Origin of the sequence: Streptomyces sp. NPDC001902 (genome assembly GCF_042891295.1) — a bacterium.
In the GTDB taxonomy this organism is placed as follows: domain Bacteria; phylum Actinomycetota; class Actinomycetes; order Streptomycetales; family Streptomycetaceae; genus Actinacidiphila.
Genome location: NZ_JBIATA010000001.1, coordinates 484,793 through 501,338, shown reverse-complemented (window position 1 = coordinate 501,338; position 16,546 = coordinate 484,793). Strand labels below are relative to the sequence as shown.

At 74.7% G+C, this 16,546-nt stretch carries 13 protein-coding genes; 6 read left to right on the top strand and 7 right to left on the bottom strand.

Annotated elements, in window-relative coordinates:
- Positions 1 to 999, top strand: a complete 999-nt coding sequence (locus ACFYYN_RS02335) for a cation diffusion facilitator family transporter (RefSeq protein WP_500544378.1) — start codon at positions 1 to 3, stop codon at positions 997 to 999.
- Positions 1,000 to 1,045: 46 nt separating this feature from the next.
- On the opposite strand, the gene ACFYYN_RS02330 is transcribed toward ACFYYN_RS02335, so the two are convergent.
- The 3 genes from ACFYYN_RS02330 to ACFYYN_RS02320 all read right to left on the bottom strand — a co-directional run bounded on the left by ACFYYN_RS02330 (position 1,046) and on the right by ACFYYN_RS02320 (position 5,568).
- Complete coding sequence (locus ACFYYN_RS02330) at positions 1,046 to 2,716, bottom strand: hypothetical protein (RefSeq protein ID WP_500544377.1); 1,671 nt, start codon at positions 2,714 to 2,716, stop codon at positions 1,046 to 1,048.
- Positions 2,706 to 4,394: a hypothetical protein gene (locus ACFYYN_RS02325; RefSeq protein ID WP_500544376.1), complete on the bottom strand. Its 1,689-nt coding sequence runs from the start codon at positions 4,392 to 4,394 to the stop codon at positions 2,706 to 2,708. Before ACFYYN_RS02325 ends, ACFYYN_RS02330 begins: the two co-directional genes overlap by 11 nt.
- A gap of 115 nt (positions 4,395 to 4,509) precedes the next feature.
- Positions 4,510 to 5,568 (bottom strand): M23 family metallopeptidase, encoded by a 1,059-nt coding sequence (locus ACFYYN_RS02320; protein WP_500544375.1) that lies wholly within the window; start codon positions 5,566 to 5,568, stop codon positions 4,510 to 4,512.
- Positions 5,569 to 5,723: 155 nt separating this feature from the next.
- Here ACFYYN_RS02320 and ACFYYN_RS02315 point away from each other — a divergent pair, with 155 nt between their 5' ends.
- Both ACFYYN_RS02315 and ACFYYN_RS02310 read left to right on the top strand, forming a co-directional pair.
- On the top strand, positions 5,724 to 7,412 hold the full coding sequence (locus tag ACFYYN_RS02315) for a SpoIIE family protein phosphatase (protein ID WP_500544374.1): 1,689 nt from the start codon (positions 5,724 to 5,726) through the stop codon (positions 7,410 to 7,412).
- Between the two features lie 116 nt (positions 7,413 to 7,528).
- Positions 7,529 to 8,557: a rod shape-determining protein gene (locus tag ACFYYN_RS02310; protein ID WP_499512538.1), complete on the top strand. Its 1,029-nt coding sequence runs from the start codon at positions 7,529 to 7,531 to the stop codon at positions 8,555 to 8,557.
- Positions 8,558 to 8,571: 14 nt separating this feature from the next.
- On the opposite strand, the gene ACFYYN_RS02305 is transcribed toward ACFYYN_RS02310, so the two are convergent.
- Genes ACFYYN_RS02305 through ACFYYN_RS02295 form a run of 3 tightly spaced genes read right to left on the bottom strand, consistent with a single transcriptional unit; the run spans position 8,572 to position 11,463 of the window.
- On the bottom strand, positions 8,572 to 9,681 hold the full coding sequence (locus ACFYYN_RS02305) for a PDR/VanB family oxidoreductase (protein WP_500544373.1): 1,110 nt from the start codon (positions 9,679 to 9,681) through the stop codon (positions 8,572 to 8,574).
- A 13-nt stretch (positions 9,682 to 9,694) separates the two neighbouring features.
- Positions 9,695 to 10,567 carry a metal-dependent hydrolase gene (locus ACFYYN_RS02300; RefSeq protein ID WP_500544372.1) on the bottom strand — a complete coding sequence of 291 codons (873 nt, stop codon included), beginning with the start codon at positions 10,565 to 10,567 and terminating at the stop codon, positions 9,695 to 9,697.
- Positions 10,564 to 11,463: an alpha/beta fold hydrolase gene (locus ACFYYN_RS02295; protein WP_500544371.1), complete on the bottom strand. Its 900-nt coding sequence runs from the start codon at positions 11,461 to 11,463 to the stop codon at positions 10,564 to 10,566. Before ACFYYN_RS02295 ends, ACFYYN_RS02300 begins: the two co-directional genes overlap by 4 nt.
- Before the next feature lie 130 nt (positions 11,464 to 11,593).
- Here ACFYYN_RS02295 and ACFYYN_RS02290 point away from each other — a divergent pair, with 130 nt between their 5' ends.
- The 3 genes from ACFYYN_RS02290 (at position 11,594) to ACFYYN_RS02280 (ending at position 15,080) form a co-directional block, all read left to right on the top strand.
- Complete coding sequence (locus ACFYYN_RS02290) at positions 11,594 to 12,823, top strand: APC family permease (protein ID WP_500544370.1); 1,230 nt, start codon at positions 11,594 to 11,596, stop codon at positions 12,821 to 12,823.
- A 184-nt stretch (positions 12,824 to 13,007) separates the two neighbouring features.
- Positions 13,008 to 14,549 carry a vWA domain-containing protein gene (locus ACFYYN_RS02285; RefSeq protein ID WP_500544369.1) on the top strand — a complete coding sequence of 514 codons (1,542 nt, stop codon included), beginning with the start codon at positions 13,008 to 13,010 and terminating at the stop codon, positions 14,547 to 14,549.
- Between the two features lie 18 nt (positions 14,550 to 14,567).
- Entirely contained in the window at positions 14,568 to 15,080 is a 513-nt protein-coding gene (locus ACFYYN_RS02280) for a pyridoxamine 5'-phosphate oxidase family protein (RefSeq protein WP_500544368.1), read from the top strand.
- An 85-nt stretch (positions 15,081 to 15,165) separates the two neighbouring features.
- Here ACFYYN_RS02280 and ACFYYN_RS02275 read toward each other — a convergent pair whose 3' ends face one another.
- Complete coding sequence (locus ACFYYN_RS02275) at positions 15,166 to 16,365, bottom strand: DUF2786 domain-containing protein (RefSeq protein ID WP_500544485.1); 1,200 nt, start codon at positions 16,363 to 16,365, stop codon at positions 15,166 to 15,168.
- Positions 16,366 to 16,546 lie beyond the last annotated feature (181 nt).

Sequence of the window (16,546 nt, the reverse complement as noted above, 5' to 3'; positions counted from 1 at the left end):
ATGGGGAAGGACGAACAGACCAAGGGCACCGTCTTCATCGCCCTCGCCGCGAACCTGGTGATCGCCGTGGCTAAGGCGGTCGGCGGGCTGCTCACCACCTCGCCTGCGCTGCTGTCGGAGGCCGCGCACTCGGTGGCCGACACCCTCAACGAGGTCTTCCTGCTGGCCGCGCTGCGCCGCAGCCGGCGCAGGCCCGACGCGCGGCACCCCTTCGGCTACGGAAAGGAGCGCTGGTTCTGGTCGCTGCTCGCCGCCGTGGGGATCTTCGTGATGGGCGGCTGCTTCTCCTTCTACCAGGGCGTGTCCGCGTTCCACGAGCGCGAGCCGCACACCACGCGGGCCTTCCTGATCGCCGTGGCCGTCCTGGTCGTCTCCCTGCTCGCCGAGGGATCCTCACTGCTCAGGGCGCTGCTGCAGGTGCGCGGCGGGGCCCGCGAGCACGGCCGCCCCTTCCGCACCGAACTGCGCGAGGGCGACGACCCCACCCTGCGCACCGTGCTCGGCGAGGACAGCGCCGCGGTGCTCGGCGTGCTGCTGGCGCTCGCCGGCGTGGTGCTGCACTGGACCACCGGCGACCGCACCTGGGAGGCGTACGCGTCCCTGGCGATCGCCGCCCTGCTGATGTACGTCGCCTACCGGCTCGGCAAGGACTGCCGGGACACCCTCATCGGCGAGGCCGCCGACCCCCGGCTGCGGCAGCGGGCGCACGAACTGCTGACCCTGCAGCCGGAGATCGACACGGTCACCGCGCTGCTGACGATGCGCCTCGGGGTCGACTCGGTGCTGCTGGCCGCCCGGGTGGACCTGACCGAGGGCATCGACAGCGAGACCGTGGAGGAGGCCGCGGTCCGCATCAAGCGCACCCTGGCCGGGGAGTTCCCCGAACTGGACCAGATCTTCCTGGACGTCACGGACGCCTCCGACGAGGACCGCCGCGCGGCGCACCGGCTGCTGCGGTCCCTGCGCTCCGAGGCGGGCAAGGGCGAGGGCGGGGGCTGACCGGTCGCCCGGCCGGCCCCCGCCCTCGTGCGGGTGGTGCCGCGTGTCAGCGCACGTCGACGTACACGGCGGTGCCGTCGCTGTCGAAGTGCTTGGAGTCACCGAAGTACTGGATCAGCCACTTGCCGTCGGAGGACGGCTTGCCCTTCACGGTGGCCTTGCCCGTCGAGCTCGTGGTGCCCGACGCGACGTACGTCCACTTCGTCGAGCCCTTCTTCTGGAAGAACAGCTCGACGTGCCGGCCCTTGTACGGCCGCCAGGAACCGGAGACGTACTCCTTCAACGTGCCGGTGAAGGTGACGGTGGCGCCCTTCTTCACCTTCGTCGCGGACGCCTTGATCGAGTACATCCGGGTGTTGGTGCGGGTCAGCCGGACCGGCTTGGTCATGCTCTCCGCCAGCCTGTCGCCGGCGAGGTGGCGGACCCGGTAGTGGCCGTCGACGTAGCCCCACGCGGACAGCGTGAAGTCGCCGTAGTAGCCGGTCTTCGCGGTGGCCAGGCTCTTCCAGCCGGTCAGGCCGTCGGCCGAGTACTCCAGACGCACGGCCTCGCCGTCGGTGGACTCGTCGCTGTAGGCACGCTGCAGGTAGCCGGTGACCTGGACCCGTCCGTCGGCCGCGATCGAGGACTTCACCTTGCGGAGCACGGACTCCTCGGGCACCACGAGGGTGCCCGAGGCCGGGGTGGTCGACAGGTAGAGGTCCGCGGGAACGACGGACCAGCCGTCGACGCCGACACCTGCCGGTGGCGACAGGACCGCCGTGAAGTGCCCGGTCGCGTCGGTCGTGACGGTGAGCGCCGTCGTGTCGTGGCCGTAGTAGCCCATGCGGACGGCCAGCGCGATGCCACCGAGTCCGGCGTCCTCGGGAGCCTCGCCGTCGCGCACGGTGCCGGTGACGGTGACCTTCTCGCCGGGGAGCACGCGGGTGCGGTCCGCCGTCGCCGTCACCGACACCTTCGTGGGGGAGACCGACGGGCGGCCCGACGCGGTGGCCGTCCCGTGGACCCCGTCGCCGTCTTCGGTGAACCGGGCCGTGAAGTCGGCCCAGTTCAGCATGTCGAGGTCATCGGTGACAAACCGGCCGTCGGCACCGGTGACCGCGGTGAAGACGGTGTCCTGCTGCGGCCTGCCACCGTCGTAGGACCGGGTGACCTCGACCGTACGGCCCTCGAGCGGTACGCGCTCCCCGGTGCCGGGCTCGATGCCGACCAGGCGGTCGGTGACCCCCAGACTCGGCCGGTCGTAGGTGGGCAGGCGGGTGAACTCCAGCCTCTCCACGCCGTCCGCGTCGACCAGGGCGGGCGTCAGGGTGAAGTCCAGGGTTCCCGCCCCGGTGCGGGTCGTGGTGTGGCCCTGGTCGTCGGTGGCGGTCACGTCGATGGCGTAGCTGCCGAGGCGGGGCATCGTCCCGCCGTCCTCGGCCAGCTTCAGCGCGGCGTCGGCGGGCACCGCCCAGGTCGAACCGCTCCTGGTCAGGGCCGGCACTTCGGCGACCACCGCGCCGCCGTCCCGCACCCGGGCGGAGACCGAGGTCACGGCGGCGCCCGAGGCGTCCGTCCACGCGTTGACGGTGAAGATCCCCCGGTTGCCCGAGGTGCGGGCGGCACCGATGCCGACCGGTCCCGCGTCGTCGGCCAGGGCGGGCGCGGCGGTCAGCAGGGTGGAGACCACCGCGGTGGCGGCGGCCAGGACGAGGGCACCGCGCTTAACGGACATCGACGTACTCCGTCTTCGACTCGCTGGAGAAGTGCTTCGAGTCGGCCGCGAGGTAGACACCCCACGTACCGTCGCCGTACGCCTTGCTCTTCAGGCTGAACCGGCCCGAGGAGTCGGTCGTGCCCTTCACCGTCCAGTACCAGGTGCTCTCGCCCTTGGGCCGGAAGACGACGACGATCTTCCCGCCCTTGTAGTTCTTCCAGGTGCTGCCCGACTTGTACTGCAACCTGCCCTTGGCGGTCAGCGGAGCGTTCCGGTAGGGCCGGTTGGGCGTCATGTCGAACGACGTGACGCGTGTCTCGACGCGACTGCGCTTCACGGCCGCCGAACTGACGGGGAGCAGGGTGTAGCTCTCGGCGTGCGCCGCCCGGTAGTACCCGGTGGGAAGGCCGCGGGCCTCGATGGTGAACGGGCAGTACCCCGCGGTCCCGCCCTCCGCCTTCGCGGAGGCGAGGTTCTTCCAGCCGTCCCGGCCGTTCTTCGAGTACTGCAGCGAGACCGTCTGGTCCGCGCAGGTCCAGTCCGGCTTGAGCCGTCCCTTGACGGTGAGCCACCGGTAGGCGTCCAGGCTGACGCTGACGTTGGTGAGTTGGCCCGTCCTCGGCACGGTGACGTCGTCCCGGTAGGGATCGGCGTCCGTCAGGTACTCGGAGGGCCGCACGTAGGTGAAGTGGCTGGTGGAGTACGCGGCCGTGGCGTCGTAGGAGAACGACCCGCCGGCGCCGCTGACGCCCTCGCCCATGATGCCGGTGACCGTGTGGTGCCAGGTGTCGGGCTCACGCATGGTGGTCACGACCGGCGCGCCCTCGAAGGGCACCCAGCCGTTGGGCGTGAAGCGCTGCACGGTCCCGCCGACCTTGAAGGTCTTGCCCGCGTAGACCCGCTCCTTGTCGGCCTGAGCGGTGACGCGGTACCGCGTCCTGGAGACGTCCAGGTCCGGCAGGTCCTCGGCGGCGGCCGGGTCGGTGTCCGCCCCGGCGGCGACGACCGTGGCGGTGCCGTTCTGGAACGTGCCACCGGGGGTGACGGTCAGCGCGAAGGCGCCGGACCCGTCGGTGACGACCGTCTGCGACGCGGCGGTCCAGTCGCCGTCGCCGTAGGAGTCCCAGGCGATCTTCACCTGGGTGCCGGCCCGGGCCGGGCCGGTCGTGCCCGTCGCGGGGTCGAAGGTGGTGACCGTGCCGCCGAGCGTCGCTTCGCGGTGGTCGTAGTCGGTGTACTCGCGGTCGAAGCGGGCTCCGGCCACCCCGGTGTGCAGCCGGTAGCCGAAGTTACCGGCCGCACCGTGCCCGGCGCCGCTCCAGTGCTGGACGGTGCCGCCGGGCAGGCGGTAGTCGACGTCCACCGGATAGTCGCCGTAGACGGTGCCCTCCGGCAGGCGGATCGGGTCATCGGTGGTCCAGCCGCGCTCCCAGGAGTACGACACCTCTTCCGTCGAGGCGAGGACCGCCGCGTCCGGCGCCGCGGAGGCCCGGACGCTCACCTTGACCCACAGCGCCTGGCCGTCGGCCAGGCCCACGGCCAGGGTGCCGTCGTCGCCGGTGGTCAGACCGCTGACCGTCACGTCGTCGGCGAAGGCGGGCCAGGCGGTCAGCGGTCCTGCCGCGAGGCCGGTGGTGAGAAGGAGAACGGATGCACTTCGGAGGACGGCAGCCCGATGTGCGCGCGGAATGCGCATGCAGGACCCCCCACAGGTCAGAAAGCGGCGCCGAAACGGTCAGCGCCGGAGGCCGAACAATAGCGAACCTGTGGGGAAGTTGTGGGGGTGGGGCTCCCGTGCCGGTCGGCGGCCGTCAGCCGCCGATCCGCACGCCGTGCCGGGCCAGCCAGGGCAGCGGGGCGACCGACGAACCCATCTGCGGCGTGACACGGACCTCGAAGTGCAGGTGCGGACCAGTGGAGTTGCCGGAGTTGCCGGACAGGCCGATCCGCTCGCCGGCGCGGACCCGCTGCCCGGGGACGACCTCCAGCACGGACAGATGGGCGTAGTGCGTGCAGTAGCCGTCGTCGTGCCGGACCACGACCTGGTTGCCGAAGCCGTCACCGCACGCGGCCACCACCACCGTGCCGTCGCCCACCGCGCGGACCGGGGTGCCCGGCGGCACCGCGAAGTCCTGGCCGGTGTGGCGGTGCGCCCAGTGCGCCCCGGAGGCGTCGTAGCCGGCGGTGAGCGTGTAGTGCGCCACCGGCCGCACCCAGTGCGGGGCGCCCGCCCGGTGGGCGGCGGCGGACGACCGGGGCGGGGTCCGGGGGAGGTCGCGCGGGCAGTCCGCCGAGAGTCCCTCGTGGGCCATGAGCGCCAGGTCCCGGGCGGACAGCCCGGCCCGCGCGCGCAGCAGCCGCGCCTCGATGCGCCGGCGGAGCGCGTCCTTGCGACGGGCCTCGCGGGCCAGCACCGCCAGCGTCCGGTGGACGGCCTCGGTGTCCGCCGCCAGCCGGCGCTCGGCCAGCATCCGCTCGGCCAGCAGCGCCGCCTGCGCGTGGTCGCCCTGCCGGGCCAGCGTCGCGCCCTCCAGCAGCCGGTCGGGCCGCCCGGACAGCAGCAGCCGCGCCGAGGGTCCCAGCCCCCCGTTGCGGTACTCGCTGCGCGCCATCGCCCCGATCCGGTCCCGCAGCACGTCCAGCCGCCGCCGTTCCACCGCCGCGGCCCGGTGCAGCAGGCGCAGGTCGGCCCGCTTGCGGCGGACCGCCCGCTCCGCGTCCTCGTACTCCTGCACCGCACGGGCCGCCTGCGCGTACAGCCGCTCCACCCGGGCCGGGGGGCCCGGGCGCGGCCCGGGGTGCTCGCCGGCCACCGCCGGCGAGGCGGTCAGCAGCAGGCAGAGGGCCACGGCCGCCGTCCTCCATCGCATCGCCCGATCCTTTCGGGCCGGTCACCGCGGGGCCCGGACGACACGCCCCGCCGCCCGGCGGCCACCCGGCGGGGTGACCGCATCCGGGCGTGCGCCCGGCGGGGGACCGCCCGATCATGGGAACGGGCGCACTCGGCGGACAGGAGGGTGACCGGGTGAGCGGTGACGGTGAGCCCGGCGGCTGGTCACCGCCGGACGACGGGGTCCTGCGGCAGGTGCTGGACGGCACCCCCGCGGGCGTGGGCATCTACGACCCGCAACTGCGCTACGTCTACGTCAACCCCGCCCTCGCCCGGATGAACGGCCTGCCCGCCGAGCAGCACCTCGGTCGCCGGATCACCGAGGTGCTGCCGGACCTGGACGACGCGGGCGAGGAGGCGCTGCGCCAGGTCCTGTCCGACGGCAAGTCGCGCGAGGTGCCCTCCAGCGGCCGCACGCACGCCGAGTCCGGGACGGGCCGGCGCTACTGGCAGGGCGCGTACCACCGGCTGGACGCGGCGGACGGCACGGTGCTCGGCCTCGTCGGGATCATGCTGGAGGTCAGCGCGTCGCGCCAGCACCAGCAGGAGCTGGAACGGGCCCGGGAGCGGCTGGCGATCCTGGACCGCGCCGCCACCTTCATCGGCACCACCCTGGAGATGGACGAGACCTGCGCCGAGCTCGCCGGGTTCCTCGTGCCGCTGCTCGCCGACATCGCCACCGTCGAGGTCTTCCCCACCGAGCGCTCCACCCCCTACAACCGCGGTGTGCTGCGGCTGCGCCGGGCGGCGATGGCCGCGCTGCCGAACCTGCGCGAGCAGGTCAAGATCTTCGGCGAGCCCGGGGAGTACGTGGAGTACCCGTCGGGCACGACCATCCCGCGCTGCCTGCAGTCGGGCAGCCCGGTGGTGCAGAGCCTCTTCGAGGACGACGCCCTGGGCCACGGCGGGTCGGCCCGCGAGCGGATGGCCGCCTTCCGCTCGGTGGGCATCCACTCGGCGCTCGTCGTGCCGCTCGCGGCGCGCGGCGAACCCATCGGCACGGTGACCCTGGTCCGCTGCGGCGAGTCCCCGGGGTTCACCGAGCGGGACACCGAGACCGTCCAGGACATCGTCCGGCGGGCCGCGATCTACCTCGACAACGCCCGCCGCTACACCCACGAGCACGGCATCGCCCTGGAGTTGCAGCGTGCCCTGATGTCGGAGCCGGGCTCCCCGCACCCCTCGGTGGAGGCCGCGTTCCGCTACCAGCCGGCCGGCAGCACCGCGCTGGTGGGCGGCGACTGGTACGACGCCGTACGGCTGTCCTACGGGCGCACCCTGCTGGCCATGGGCGACGTCATGGGGCACGGGGTGGAGGCCTCGGTCGACATGAGCCAGTACCGCTCGATGCTGCGCTTCGTGGCGGCGGCCGACCTGCCGCCGCACCGCATCCTGCGCCGGCTGGACACCCTCATCTCGGAGACCGAGTCGGGCCGTCCGGCGAGCTGCCTGCTGGCCCTCGTCGACCCGGTGCGCAACACGTGCACCTTCTCCAGCGCCGGTCACCTGCCGCCCGCCGTCATCCGGCCGGACGGCACGGTCGACATCGTCGACGTGCCGGTCGGGCCGCCGCTGGGCACCGGCCACGGAGGCTACGAGCCCGTCGCGGCCCCCTGCCGGGCCGGTGACGTCCTGCTGCTGTACACGGACGGTCTGGTGGAGCGGCGCGGGGAGGACATCGACGCCTCGCTCGACCGCCTCGCCGGGTTGCGCCTGCACTCCGACGGTGATCTGGGCGGACTCGTCGACCGGGTGCTGTCCCTGCTGGTCGTGGAGCCGGCCGACGACGACATCGCGGTCCTCGCGGCACGGATCATGCGATAGGCGGATCAACCGCTCGGAGTACCACAACAGGCACATCTCGACTTGCGCCCGCACGATGATCAGACGGGCCGCCGCAGGGGCGGGCCCGGGAACCGGCCCCTCGGGGAGGATCTGCCGTGACCGTCAGTCTGGCGCATCTGCGTCGTTGCTCCGTTGCCGTCGACCTCGGGGCGTCGCGCACCCGTGTCTACCTCAAGCACCAGGGACTCGTCGTGGACGAGCCCAGCGTGGCCGCCGTCAACGCGCACAGCGGTGCCCTCATCGCGGTCGGCTCGCTCGCCGAGAAGATGACAGGGCGCACGCCCGAGCACATCCGCGTGGTCCGCCCCATCCAGGCCGGCATGGTCGTCGACATCGAGATGGCCCAGCGCATGCTCCGTCACCTGCTGGGCGGTCAGCTCCGCAAGGCCTGGCGGCGCAAGCCGATGCTCCGGGCGGCCGTCTGCACCCCCAACGGCAGCGGACCGCTGGCCCAGCGGGCCGCCGTCGAGACGATGTACGGCCTCGGTTCGCGGCGGGTCGAACTCGTCGACTCCGTCATCGCGGCCGCCATCGGATGCGGACTGCCGGTCGAGCAGCCCGAGGCGACGATGATCATGCTGGCCGGGGCGAGCACCACGCAGATCGCGGTCATGTCGATGGGCGCGATCGTCGCGGCGGAGACCATCGCGGTGGGCGGCGAGGCGATCGACCACGCCGTCGTCCAGCACCTGCGCAACACCCACGAACTGGTGCTGCCCAGCCAGTCGGTACGGCCCCTGCACGAGATCCTCTCGGCGCCCGGCCCCACCGCGCCCAGCGCCGAGGTCCAGGGGCGCGACGTCGCCAGCGGCATCGCCCGTACGGTCCGCGTCGACACCGAGGCGGTGCGGCAGGCGATCCGGATGCCCATGGCGACGCTGGTCGACGGGATCGGCCAGACGCTCAGGCGGTGCCCGCCGGACCTGGTCGCCGACCTCACCGACCGCGGCATCATGCTCGCGGGCGGCAGCGCGCTGCTGCCCGGCCTGGACATGATGCTCCGTCAGGCCACCGGGATGCCGGTCACGATCGCGGACCGGCCCGACGTCTGCGCGGTGCGCGGGCTGGGCGCGATGATGGAGGGCCACCCCGTCCCGATGCCGCTCGACCCGCTGTCCGTGTAGGCCCCGGGCCGGGTTCAGACGTCCAGGACGAGACGGGAGCCGGCGGCTCCCCGCGAGACGCAGACGAGCATCGCGTCGTCCGTACGGCGGGCGGTCGCACTGCCGCCGTGGCGGACCGCGTCCGCGCCCGCCAGGACCCGGACCCGGCACGTGCCGCAGAAGCCCTGGCGGCAGGAGTACGACGTCGCGGGCCGCGCCCCCGTCAGGACGGAGAGCGCGGTGCGGTCGGCCGGGACGGGGAGCACCTCCCCGTCCCGGCCGAGCTGCATCTCGAAGGCGGTGCCGTCCGTGATCGGCGGCGGCGAGAAGCGCTCCACGTGCAGCACCGGGGCCGGGCGCAACGCCGGGATCAGCGCGGGCGGACCGCAGAAGTAGACCGCCGTACCCGCGTCCGCGCCCGCCAGCAGTTCCGCCCCCGTCGGGGGACCACCGGCCTCCTCGTCGGTGCGGACCCGCACCCGCCACGGCTCGTGCCCCGCGAACTCGGCCAGCTCCGCCAGGAACGGCAGCGTCGCCCGACTGCGCCCCGCGTACACCAGGCGCCAGTCCGCCCCGGCGGCGGCCGCGGCGCGCACCATCGGCAGGATCGGCGTGATCCCGATGCCGCCCGCGAGGAAGAGCAGCGACCCGGAGCCGGTCAGGGCCAGGGGGAAGGCGTTGCGCGGGCCGAGGGTGCGCAGGACCGCGCCCGGGGCGAGGGCGTGCATCTCGCGGGACCCGCCCTCCCCGTCCGGGACGAGCCGCACCGCCACCCGGTAGGCGTCCCGTTCGGCCGGGTCGCCGCACAGGCTGTACTGGCGGCGCCGCCCGGACGGCAGGTCGAGGTCGAGGTGGGCACCGGGGTGCCAGGCGGGCAGCGCGGCGGTGCCGCCGTCCGCCCGCACCAGCCGCAGCCCCACGACGCCCTCGGCCGCCGCGGTGACCTCGGCGACGCGCAGGGCCAGCGAGCGGTCCACGGCGGCCGGTTCGCGCACCGGCCGCCGCCCGCTGCCGCGCACCAGCAGCGGGGTGATCCGGGCGAGCAGCGCCAGCAGCGGCTCCGGGCGGGAGCCGCCGGCCCGGCGGGGCGGCGGGGTCGCCCATGCCGGAGGCGGGGGAAGGGTGCTCCGGTCGGGCAGGGACACGTGCGGGGACCCCCTACTGGAGCGCCGCGCGCGCGGCGGGCGAGGACGCGAGGTAGGCGACGGCCTGCGTGGTGGACCCGTACTGCGACGGGTGGTAGCCGGGCCGCAGGTAGGAGAAGAAGAGCCGGACGACCGCGCGCGGCGGCGGCAGCAGCCCCCGCCGGGCACCGCGGTACCAGTCGCGCCAGCGCGGCTTCCCGGCGCCCACCGGGTCCTCGGCCATGAGGCAGCGCAGCCCGCGCACCCACCAGTAGAGCAGCACGGGGAAGGCGACCAGGTGCGCCCGCACCCGGTGCCGGTAGCGGCCGTCGAGATGGGTGAACAGGTCGTACGCGACGGCGCGGTGCTCGACCTCCTCCGCCCCGTGCCAGCGGTAGAGGTCGAGGACGGCCCCGGCCTTCTCGTGCTTGTCGAGGGCGTCCAGCGCGTGCGCGTTCAGGATCCAGTCGCCGAGGAAGGACGTCACGTGCTCGATGGCGGCGATGATCGCGACCCGCTCGACGAGCCAGCCGTGCGCGGCCCTGCCGGTCAGACCGCGGTCGCCGAGCATCTCCTGGAAGAACCAGCGCAGTTGGGCGACGAACCCCTCGGTGTCCAGACCCGCGTCGTTGAAGTGGCCCAGCAGCGACTGGTGGGCCCGGGAGTGCATGGCCTCCTGGCCGATGAAGCCGATGACGTCCTCGCGCAGCCGGTCGTCCCCGATCATCGGCACGGTCTGCTGGAAGACGGTGAGGAACCAGTCCTCGCCCTCGGGGAGCAGGATGTTGAGGACGTTGGCGAAGTGGGTGAGGAACGCGTCGTCGTCCAGGTAGCGGACGGGCAGGCCGTCCCAGTCCCAGTGCACGTCGCGGGGCTTGAGGACGAGGTGCTCGGGCTCGGCGGTCATGCCGCGGTCCTCTCCTTCTCCGCACGTTCGACCAGGCGGGCGGCGTGCTCGGCGACGAGGTCCGGACGGTGGGACGGCAGCCAGTGGCCGCCGTCCACGTGGTGGACCTCGGCCCCGGGCGCCCAGTCGGTGATCTCTGTCTGCCAGGGCGGCAGGACAAACACGTCCTTGGACGGGGCCAGCACGACCGCGGGGAGCGCGGCGTGCCGGACCCGGGGGCGGAACATGCGGGGCAGCACGTTGGCGCGGTAGAGCTTGAGCCCGGCACGGTTGCGGGCGGCGAGCCCGGGGCCGTAGCCGGAGGGGCCCCCGCCGGTCTCCAGGCGGCGCAGGGCCGTGACGACTCCGTCCAGGAGGCCGCTGCGGCAGGCGAGTTCGGCGACCCCCGTCAGGTGGAAGAAGCCGACGTACTGCGAGGCCAGCGACTGCTTGGCGAGCTTCAGCAGGCGGGCGGGCGTCGGCCGGCGCAGCTGGGCGCGGTACCAGCGGCCGGTGTGGTCCAGGTCGGGGCCGGAGATCGAGGTGATCGAGGCGTAGCGGTGGGCGAGCTCCGGGGTGCTGACGGTGTGCCAGCTCTGCACCGACCCCCAGTCGTGGGTCAGCAGGTGGACCGGGGCCCGCGGGCTGACCGCGTCGGCGACGGCGGTGGTGTCGGCGGCGAGCTGCGGCAACCGGTAGGCGCGGGTGCGGCGTGGGACGTCCGAGGCGCCCGAGCCGCGCACGTCGTACGTCACGACGTGGAAGCCGCGGGCGGCGAGGCGCCCTGCGACGCCGTCCCACACACCGTGGTCGTCGGGGAAGCCGTGCACGCACAGCACCGTGGTCCCGGCCGGGTCCCCCTGCTCGTACACCGCCAGCCGCACCCCGTCGGAGGCCGTGACCCAGCGCTGCGCCATGTCCGCCGCCCTTCGTCTTCGCCTTCGCGTCACCGCGTCGTCGGTCGGTCGTCGGTTCGCCGTTCCCGGCGGCCACGATGGCAGCTTGTTGACGCCGTGTCTAGCAGTGGGACGGTATAGCTTTGCCGCCGTGACCGGTGAGAACGCGATACTGCGACGACGGCTCGGCGTCTTCGACGCCACCGTCGTCGGGCTCGGCTCGATGATCGGCGCCGGGGTCTTCGCGGCCTTCGCCCCGGCCGCCCGCGCGGCAGGGTCCGGGCTGCTGCTCGGGCTCGCGGCGGCCGCCGTCGTCGCCTACTGCAACGCCATGTCCTCGGCCCGGCTCGCCGCGCTCCATCCCGCCTCGGGCGGGACCTACGTCTACGGGCGCGAGCGGCTCGGGCCGTTCTGGGGCTACCTGGCGGGCTGGTCCTTCGTCGTGGGCAAGACCGCCTCCTGCGGGGCGATGGCGCTGACGATCGGCGCGTACGCCTGGCCGGAGCAGCAACGGGCGGTCGGCGTCGCCGCGGTCGTGGCGCTCACCGCCGTCAACTACGCGGGGGTGCAGAAGGCGGCCTGGCTGACCCGGGGCATCGTCGCGGTCGTCCTCGCGGTGCTCGCGGCCTTCGTGGTCGCCGCGTCCACCGGCGGCGACGCGGACGCCGCCCGGCTGGACATCGGGGCCGACGCGACCGCGGGCGGGGTGCTGCAGGCGGCCGGTCTGCTGTTCTTCGCCTTCGCCGGGTACGCCAGGATCGCCACGCTCGGCGAGGAGGTCAAGGACCCCGCGCGCACCATCCCCCGGGCCATCCCGCTCGCCCTCGGCATCACCCTGGCCGTCTACGCCGCCGTCGCCGTCGCCCTCCTCGCGGTGCTGGGCCCGCAGGGGCTCGCCCGTTCCGCGGCGCCCCTGGCCGACGCCGCGGGCGGCCTCGCGCCGCTGATGCGGGTGGGCGCGGCGGTCGCCGCCACCGGATCCCTGCTCGCGCTGATCCTCGGGGTCTCCCGCACCACCCTGGCCATGGCCCGCGACGGGCACCTGCCGCGGACCCTGGCCGCGGTGCACCCCCGGTCCGGGGTGCCGCACCACGCCGAACTCGCCGTCGGCGCGGTCGTCGCCGTGCTCGCCGCCACCGCCGACCTGCGCGGGGCGATCGGCTTCTCCTCCTTCGGCGTCCTCGCCTACTACGCCGTCGCCAACGTCTCCGCCTGGACCCTGGGCCCCGGCGCCCGGCGCGCCGTCCCCGCCCTCGGCCTGATCGGCTGCCTCGCCCTGGCCTTCGCCCTCCCCTGGACCTCCGTCGCCGCGGGCGCGGCCGTCCTCGCCACCGGGGCGGCGCTGTACGTCGCACGCGCCCGCCACACCCGGCCCGCCTGACGCCCGCCCCACCCCGCGGGCCAACTCCCCACCCGCCGGCCGCGCCCGCCAAGCGGCCCCGGGCGAAGCGGCGTTGCCCGACTGAGATCCATCCGCAACGGCCCCGATGCCACCCGCCCGCCCCCTCCTGCGTCACAGTCGCAGAAGGCGCAGGGGGCGCCCCCGGGGGAAGCAGGTGACGGTGATGCGGCGGATCACGGCGGCGGTGCTGGCGGCGGTGGCGGCCGGAGCGGTCCTGACGGGTTGCGGCGCGAACACCGACCGGGGCCACGCCGGTGACACGCGGCGGCCCGGACCGGTACGGGGCGCGGACGGCGCCCCCAAGGACGGCGGCTCCGAGTGGAACGGGCAGGGCACGGAGGAGGACCGGGGCCTGGAGCGGGCGCCCGACGCGTCACAGCTGTCGACCTTCGCGCTGGACGTCGACACCGCCTCGTACGGCTACGCCAAGCGGCGGCTCGACGAGGGCTCGCTGCCCTCCCCCGCGGACGTGCGCCACGAGGAGTTCGTCAACAGCTTCCGCCAGGACTACCCCGCCCCCGAGGGCGACGGCTTCTCCGTCACCGTCGACGGCGCCCGCATCGGCGACGAGGAGGGCTGGTCCCTCCTGCGGGTCGGCCTCGCCACCCGCCCCGCCGACGAGGGGAACCGGCCGCCGGCCGTGCTCACCTTCGTCGTGGACGTCTCCGGCTCCATGGGCGATCCGGGCCGGCTGGACCTCGTCCAGAAGGCGCTCCGCGCCGCGGTCGGCGAGCTGCGGGACGACGACTCCCTCGCCGTCGTGACCTTCAGCGACCGCGCGCGGGTCGCCCTGCCGACGACCCGGCTCGGCGCCGGAGGCGCCCGGCAGCGCGCCCTGTCCGTCGTCGACCGCCTCGCGCCGGAGGACTCCACCAACCTGGAGGCGGGCCTGCGCACCGGCTACGACGTGGCCCTGGAGAGCGCCCGGCGCGGGGCCACCAACCGGGTCGTCCTGCTCTCCGACGCCCTCGCCAACACCGGGCAGACCGACCCCGACGCCCTCCTGGAACGGATCGACCGGGCCCGCTCACAGCACGGCGTCGCCCTGTTCGGGGTCGGCGTCGGCAGCGAGTACGGCGACGAACTGATGGAGCGGCTGGTCGACAAGGGCGACGGCCACACCTCGTACGTCTCCACCCCGGCCGAGGCCCGCGCCCTGTTCGTGGACCAGCTGCCCGTCAACATCGGCCTGCGCGCCCGCGACGCCAAGGCCCAGGTCTCCTTCGACCCGAACACCGTCGAGCGCTACCGCCTGATCGGCTTCGAGGACCGCGCCGTCGCCGACGAGGACTTCCGCGACGACCGCGTCGACGGCGGCGAGGTCGGCCCCGGCCACACCGTCACCGCGCTCTACGCCGTACGCCTGAAGGCGGGCGCCCGCGGCCACGTCGCCACCGCGACCGTGCGCTGGCTCGACCCGCACGACCGCACCCCGCACGAGGCGTCGGGCGCCGTCGAGGCGGACCGGCTGGCCGGCCGGCTGTGGGACTCCGGCACCTCGCCGCGGCTCCGGGTGGACGCGGTGGCCGCCTACTTCGCCGACGCGCTGCGCACCTACGACACCGGCGACGAGCAGCTGCCCGGCGCCCCCGGCCTCGCCCGGCTCGGCGACCGCGCGCACGCCCTGGCGGCGACCACCGAGGACCCGGCGGTACGCGACCTGGCGGAAGCCGTGGACAGCGCGTACGCGCTGCGCGCGGGCTGATGGAGTATCAGTGAACCCATGACAGAAGAGAAGGAACCCGAGCCCCGGCTCGACGCCCGCTTCAGCAGCGCCGGCGCGGCCCCCACCACCTGGCACGACGCCCGCGGGCACCTGGCCGGAGCCGAGATCTACTGGCTGACCACCGTCCGTCCCGACGGCCGCCCCCACGTCACCCCGCTCATCGGGGTCTGGCTGGACGACGCCCTGCACTTCTGCACCGGCGCCGACGAGCGCAAGGCCAAGAACCTCGCCCGCAACGGCCGGGTCGTCCTCACCACCGGCAACAACGCGCTCGGCGAGGGCCTGGACGTGGTGCTCGAGGGCAAGGCGGCCCGCGTGCGCAGCGAGAACCAGCTGCACCGGATCGCCGCGGCGTACGAGACCAAGTACGGCTCCGGATGGCACTTCGACGTGGGCGACCAGGTCCTCGTCGGCGAAGGCCACGAGGCCCTGGTGTACGAGGTGGAACCCACCACGGCCTTCGCGTACGCCCGCGGCACCACCTACAGCCAGACCCGGTGGCTGTTCTAGGCGTACGCGGCCGGGACGTGGCGCAGGCCGTGCCGGAGGTCCGGTCGCCGGAGCGGGCGGGCGCACCGGGGCGCAGGCCGTTCCCTCACCCCCGGGAACCCGGGGACGGACCCGGGCCCCGGCCGCGCTCCCGTCCCGGTCCGGCGCCGGCCGGGCCGTGGAAGGCGGCACGGTCGGCGGCGGCGGTACCGCGTTCCCAGCCCTCGCGGTCACGGCCCCTGAGCCGCTGCGTGCGGGTCTCGGGGAACATCGCGTCCGCGGCGCGGCCGACGGCGACCTCGCGCGCCGCCAGCACGGGGAGCACCTCCGTGGACCCGCCCGCCTCCGCGGCTTCCTCCGTCGCGTCACGGGCGGCGGCGGCCAGGCGCTCGCCGATCCGGCCCGCATAGGCGATGAGGAAGGACTCGCGGAAGTCCCGCGACAGGTCCCCGCCCCTGGCGCCGCCCCTGACGCCCCTGCGTCCCGGGCGACGCGTGGCCGGCCCCGGGGCGCCGCCGCCGCGCATGGCCGCCTCGGCCTGCACCAGCAGCGAGGTGTACAGCACCTCCACGGCCTCCAGGTCGGCCTCCCAGCCCACGACGGTCGAGAAGCCGAACTCCGCCGACCACACGGCACGGCAGCGGTTCGCCGCCGCGACCGCGTCCAGCAGCAGCGCCTTCGGCGCCTCGTACGGACGTTCCACGCCGATCCGCCGCGCGCCGGGACCGCCGCCGCCCGGCGCCTTGCCCGCGACCAGCGCCTCGTCCACGCTGTGCCGTGCCATCAGGTGCTGGGCCTTCGCGCTCAGCGCCTCCGCCTCCTCGGGGAAGGCCGTGGACTCCGCCTTCGCCAGCAGCGCCCTGATCCGCCGCAGCATCGGATGCCCCGCACCGCCCGCAGCGGGCGCGGGCGGTGCCGGCGGCGTGATCCCGGGCAGCCGCCCCAGCAGGCGGACGAGCTCCAGCACGGCCGTCGCCACCGTGAAGCGGTCCAGCCGCTCGGCCGCCCCGTACGCCGTCAGGAGGCCCGCCGGGTCACCGCCCCCGTCGGCGGTCAGACGCCCGGCGAGCCGCACGTGCTCCGGGCGCAGTTCGCGGCGCACCATCCGCAGCAGGTCGGCGTCCTCCCAGCCGCGCGCCCGGCAGCCCCGCAGCAGCCCGCCCACCGCGGTCGCCACCGCCCGGCCGACCTCGTCCCACCCGGCCTCCGCCGCCGCCATCGCCGACGCCCCGGCGTCCAGCGCCGTCTCGACGTCCCCCTCCGGCGCCCCCAGGACACCGGCGAACGCCGCCTCGACCACCGTCATCGCATCTCGCACGCGGTTCAGGATCGCACCGGCACGCCGCGCACGGAGCACGGTGCCCGCCCGCCCCGACGGACCGGGCCGGGGTACGGAGCCGAGAACGCCGACGGTGGGCGTGCGGACCGGGACGTCCGCACGACCGGGTTCCACGCCGACGTCATGGCCGAGCCCGCGCCTGCGGTCG

What these genes read in the sequence shown, in the direction of transcription:
- ACFYYN_RS02320 (WP_500544375.1), bottom strand. Translation starts at nt 5,568, where the DNA reads ATGCGATGGAGGACGGCGGCCGTGGCCCTCTGCCTGCTGCTGACCGCC.
- ACFYYN_RS02295 (WP_500544371.1), bottom strand. Translation starts at nt 11,463, where the DNA reads ATGGCGCAGCGCTGGGTCACGGCCTCCGACGGGGTGCGGCTGGCGGTG.
- ACFYYN_RS02330 (WP_500544377.1), bottom strand. Translation starts at nt 2,716, where the DNA reads ATGTCCGTTAAGCGCGGTGCCCTCGTCCTGGCCGCCGCCACCGCGGTG.
- ACFYYN_RS02300 (WP_500544372.1), bottom strand. Translation starts at nt 10,567, where the DNA reads ATGACCGCCGAGCCCGAGCACCTCGTCCTCAAGCCCCGCGACGTGCAC.
- ACFYYN_RS02285 (WP_500544369.1), top strand. Translation starts at nt 13,008, where the DNA reads ATGCGGCGGATCACGGCGGCGGTGCTGGCGGCGGTGGCGGCCGGAGCG.
- ACFYYN_RS02275 (WP_500544485.1), bottom strand. Translation starts at nt 16,365, where the DNA reads ATGACGGTGGTCGAGGCGGCGTTCGCCGGTGTCCTGGGGGCGCCGGAG.
- ACFYYN_RS02335 (WP_500544378.1), top strand. Translation starts at nt 1, where the DNA reads ATGGGGAAGGACGAACAGACCAAGGGCACCGTCTTCATCGCCCTCGCC.
- ACFYYN_RS02325 (WP_500544376.1), bottom strand. Translation starts at nt 4,394, where the DNA reads ATGCGCATTCCGCGCGCACATCGGGCTGCCGTCCTCCGAAGTGCATCC.
- ACFYYN_RS02280 (WP_500544368.1), top strand. Translation starts at nt 14,568, where the DNA reads ATGACAGAAGAGAAGGAACCCGAGCCCCGGCTCGACGCCCGCTTCAGC.